The organism is Polaromonas sp. P1_G4 (assembly GCF_056405475.1).
Genome location: NZ_JBFUCA010000359.1, coordinates 1 through 4,420, shown reverse-complemented (window position 1 = coordinate 4,420; position 4,420 = coordinate 1). Strand labels below are relative to the sequence as shown.

At 62.0% G+C, this 4,420-nt stretch carries 4 protein-coding genes and 1 pseudogene; 4 read left to right on the top strand and 1 reads right to left on the bottom strand.

The features are described from left to right. Positions 1-176: 176 nt before the first annotated feature. Positions 177-359: pseudogene (locus AC1D1X_RS16525) on the bottom strand (PsiF family protein); the annotation flags it as partial. Between the two features lie 135 nt (positions 360-494). Here AC1D1X_RS16525 and argS point away from each other — a divergent pair. The 4 genes from argS to lptA all read left to right on the top strand — a co-directional run. Then, the gene (gene argS / locus AC1D1X_RS16520) at positions 495-2,180 is read left to right on the top strand and encodes an arginine--tRNA ligase (protein ID WP_477670662.1); all 1,686 of its coding nucleotides are present in this window, start codon (positions 495-497) and stop codon (positions 2,178-2,180) included. Between the two features lie 54 nt (positions 2,181-2,234). After that, positions 2,235-2,867, top strand: coding sequence for an SPOR domain-containing protein (locus tag AC1D1X_RS16515; protein WP_477670661.1), 633 nt, complete (start codon positions 2,235-2,237; stop codon positions 2,865-2,867). Between the two features lie 128 nt (positions 2,868-2,995). After that, complete coding sequence (locus tag AC1D1X_RS16510; protein WP_477670660.1) at positions 2,996-3,655, top strand: thiol:disulfide interchange protein DsbA/DsbL; 660 nt, start codon at positions 2,996-2,998, stop codon at positions 3,653-3,655. 159 nt (positions 3,656-3,814) lie between these two features. Further along, on the top strand, positions 3,815-4,420 hold a 606-nt coding region (lptA, locus tag AC1D1X_RS16505), incomplete at its 3' end, for a lipopolysaccharide transport periplasmic protein LptA (RefSeq protein ID WP_477698677.1).

Below are 4,420 nucleotides of genomic sequence, written 5' to 3'. Positions count from 1 at the left end.
CATCTGTTGCTACAGATGTGACGGTGTATTTGTAAGCAAAAAGTGCCGCCTGCGCTTTGCGGATGGGCGCAAGCAGCTATCAACTCAATAGCGCTCATCAAGAAATCGCTGACACAAAAAAAGCCCGCCATGACATCCATGGCGGGCTGGTTCGGCTGGATACGACTGGCTTACTTGCTCAGGCATTCTTTCATGAACGCTTTGCGTTCGTCGCCTTTTTTGCCCTTGGCGTCGACGTTGCAGGTTTTCATTTTGGTTTGCTGTGCGGTTTTGGCTGGAGCGTCCGCGGCGTGCGCCACCGGAGACAAGGCCATCGAGACGGCAAAAACGGCGGCGATCAGGGATAACAGCTTTTTCATGGTGGCTCCATTGGGTTGGGGAATCAGGTTTGAGTTCCGGCTGGAATTCCAACACATAACGCCGCGCCGGGCAAATTCGATGACCGGGTATCTGAGGGGTCCGAACGGCAGATGGCTTAACCGTAAAATCAGCCCATGCTCTCGATTAAAAAAGACCTGCTCGCGGCCCTGGCTGCGGGGCTGGAAGACCTTTCCCCCGGCGCAGGCGACAAAGCTGCCTTTGAATCCCCCAAGGTGGCGGCCCACGGCGACTTCGCCTGCACGGCCGCCATGCAGCTGGCCAAGCCGCTCAAGCTCAATCCACGCCAGCTGGCGGAAGACCTGCGTGCCATTTTGCTGAAGGCTCCGGCCTTCGAGCGCTGGGTGGACGCGATCGAGATCGCCGGGCCGGGCTTTATCAACATCCGCCTGAAGCCCGCCGCCAAGCAGGAGACCGTGCGCGAAGTGCTGGCCGCCGGCGCGCAGTTCGGCGTACAGCCCGCCGACCCGGCGCGCAAGATGATCGTGGAGTTCGTCTCGGCCAACCCGACCGGCCCTCTGCATGTGGGCCATGGGCGGCAGGCCGCGCTGGGCGATGCGATCTGCAACCTGTTCGCCACTCAGGGCGCGAAAGTCTGGCGCGAGTTCTATTACAACGACGCAGGCGTGCAGATCCAGACCCTGGCCACCAGCACGCAGGCGCGCGCCAAAGGCATCAAGCCCGGTGACGCCGGCTGGCCCGAGTCGGCCTACAACGGCGATTACATCGCCGACATCGCGGCCGACTTTCTGGCCAAAAAGACCGTCAAGTCGGACGACCGCGAATACACCGCCTCGGGCGATGTCGACGACATCGATTCGATCCGCCAGTTCGCCGTGGCCTACCTGCGCCACGAGCAGGACCTGGATCTCAAGGCTTTCTCGGTCAGGTTCGACAACTACTACCTTGAGTCCAGCCTGTACAGCTCGGGCCGTGTCGATAGCGCCGTGGCCAGACTGAAAGACGCCGGTAAGACCTACGAGCAGGACGGCGCGCTGTGGCTGAAGTCGACCGACTACGGCGACGACAAAGACCGCGTGATGAAAAAGAGCGACGGCAGCTACACCTACTTCGTCCCCGACGTGGCCTACCACCTGGCCAAGTGGGAGCGCGGCTTCGGCAAGGCCATCAACATCCAGGGCATGGACCACCACGGCACCATTGCCCGCGTGCGCGCCGGGCTGCAGGCCGCCGGCGAAGGCATTCCCCAGGGCTACCCCGATTACGTCCTGCACACCATGGTGCGCGTGGTGCGCAACGGCGAAGAGGTCAAGATTTCCAAGCGCGCCGGAAGCTACGTCACCCTGCGCGACCTGATCGAATGGACCAGCGCCGACGCCGTGCGCTTCTTTTTGCTCAGTCGCAAGCCGGACACGGAGTTCCTGTTCGATATTGACCTGGCGCTGGCACAGAGCAATGACAATCCGGTGTATTACGTGCAGATGGCGCACGCGCGCATCTGCTCCATCCTCACCATCTGGGCCGGCCAGGGCGGCGACGAAGCGAAGCTGAAATCCGTGGACCTGTCGGCACTCGACAGCCCGCAGGCCCAGGCACTCATGCTGCTGCTCGCCAAGTACCCTGACATGCTTGCCAATGCGGCCGCCGGCCTGGCACCGCACGATGTAGCTTTTTACCTGCGCGAGCTGGCGGCGAGCTATCACAGCTATTACGATGCCGAGCGCATCCTGGTAGACGACGAGGCCGTCAAGCAGGCACGCCTGGCGCTGGTCGCCGCGACTGCGCAGGTGTTGCACAATGGCCTCGCAGTGCTGGGCGTGAGCGCCCCGCGCAAGATGTAACCAGTAGCGAAAACCATGCGAATTTCAGGACAAGGCAATGAACGTGGGCAAGGTATGAATACACAACGAGGCGGAACCCTGCTGGGGTTGATCATTGGCGCGCTGATCGGCCTGGGCGCGGCGCTGGCGGTGGCGGTTTACATCACCAAGGTGCCGGTTCCTTTCATGAACAAGAGCCAGGCACGCAACCCCGACAGCGACGCTGTTGAAGCCAAGAAAAACAAGGACTGGAACCCGAACGCCCCGCTGGCCGGCAAGAACCAGCCCAAGCCGCCGCCTCCGGCAGCGGTTGAAGTGCCTGGTGTTCCGGTACCCGACCCCTCCGCCGGGCCCGCCCCCAGGGCCGCCGCTTCGGCGCCGACCAAGGTGGCCAAGCCGGCACCTGCCGATCCGCTGGGCGATCTGGCAAAGGCAAAGGTCGAAGGCCTGTCGTCCGGTCCGGGAGCGGATCCCTTCAGCTATTTCATTCAGGCCGGTGCCTTTCGCACGCCGGAAGATGCGGAACAGCAACGCGCCAAGCTGTTGCTGCTGGGCATGCAGGCCAAAGTGTCGGAACGCGAGCAGGCGGGCCGCACCGTGTACCGCGTGCGCCTTGGCCCTTTCGACAAGAAGGAAGATGCCGACAAGGCCAAGGAGCGCCTGGACAACAATTCCATTGAAACCGCGCTGGTCCGGGTCCAGCGCTGAAGCCCTCGTCCAACGATAGGCTGAACTTTTCACGAGGCTGGTGTACAAACCCCTATACCCCGCGCCACGAGGCATCCGCCAGAGGGGCGGTTTCCGGGCTATTTCCGTCATTCCAGGAGAAAAATCTGATGCAACGCCGTGAGTTTTCGTTTTCAGCCGCCTCGGCAGCAGCCGCCCTCGGCGGCGTCGCCGCCCTGCCCACCCTGGCGCAAGCCCAGGCCAAGGCCTTCAAGGACGGCGAGGATTACCTGACGCTGGACAAGCCGGCGCCGACCGAGACCGCCGCCGGCCGGGTCGAGGTGGTGGAATTCTTCTGGTACAACTGCCCCCATTGCAACGCCTTCGAGCCGCAATTCGAAGCCTGGATGAAGCAGATCCCCAAGGACGTGTCCGTGCGGCGTGTTCCAGTGTCCTTCCGCCCCGATTTCGAACCTCAGCAGCGCCTGTATTACGTGCTTGAGGCCATGGGCAAAATTGAGGAACTTCACAAGAAGGTGTTTGCTACGATCCACGTGGAAAAACAACCGCTCAACACGCCCGAACTGATAGCTGCATGGGCTGAAAAGCAGGGCCTCAACAAGGCCAAATTCGTTGAGTTCTACAACTCCTTTTCGGTCGCCTCCAAGGCGCGCAAGGCCACACAGCTGCAGGATAGCTACAAAGTGGCCGGCGTGCCGTCGCTGGGTATCGCGGGGCGTTATTACACCTCGTCGGACCAGACCCAAACCATGACCCGCGCGCTGCAGGTCACAGATCACCTGATCGCGCAATCCCGCAAGGCCAAATAAAGAAAGCGCCTGCGGCCGTGCGCCGCGCCAAACACTGGCTCACAAAACCCGCCCGATTTCCGGCGGGTTTTTTTATGCCCCTAATATTCCCCGTGCAAGCCATTCCCGGAGCTGGCATGGCTACAATGGCCCAACACCAAGCAGCAAGATTCGTGCCTTATGAAACACCCCATTTTTTCGTTCATCCTGCCGGTCATCCTGGTGCTGGGGGTGGCTTTCCCGGCCAGCGCCGAAAAAGCCGACCGGGACAAGCCCATGAATGCGGAGGCAGATGCCCTGCGTTATGACGACCTGAAGCAAACCAGTGTTTTTACCGGCAATGTGGTGATCACCAAGGGCACGACCATCGTGCGCGGCGAGCGCGTTGACGTCATGCAGGATCCCGAAGGCTACCAGCAGGCGGTGTCCATCGCGGCGCCCGGCAAGCTGGCGTTTTACCGGAAAAAGCGTGACGGCGTAGACGAATACATCGAAGGCGAAGGCGAACGCATTGAATATGACAGCCGTGCAGACCTGGTGAAGTTCATCAAGCGGGCGGTGGTGCGCCGCTACAACGGCGCCACCCTGGTGGACGAAACCACCGGCAGCCTGATTGTTTACGACAACAACACCGACGTCTTCACCGTGGATGGGGGCGCGCAAAATCGTACGGCCAGCAACCCCACAGGACGGGTTCGCGCCATGCTGTCACCCCGCGCGACAGCCTCGGCCCCCGTCGCGGCGCCGCCCGCAGGCCCAGCCCCGGTTCTGCGCCCCAGCACGACG

Coding starts and splice junctions, on each gene's coding strand:
- argS (WP_477670662.1), top strand. CDS start 495: ATGCTCTCGATTAAAAAAGACCTGCTCGCGGCCCTGGCTGCGGGGCTG.
- AC1D1X_RS16510 (WP_477670660.1), top strand. CDS start 2,996: ATGCAACGCCGTGAGTTTTCGTTTTCAGCCGCCTCGGCAGCAGCCGCC.
- AC1D1X_RS16515 (WP_477670661.1), top strand. CDS start 2,235: ATGAATACACAACGAGGCGGAACCCTGCTGGGGTTGATCATTGGCGCG.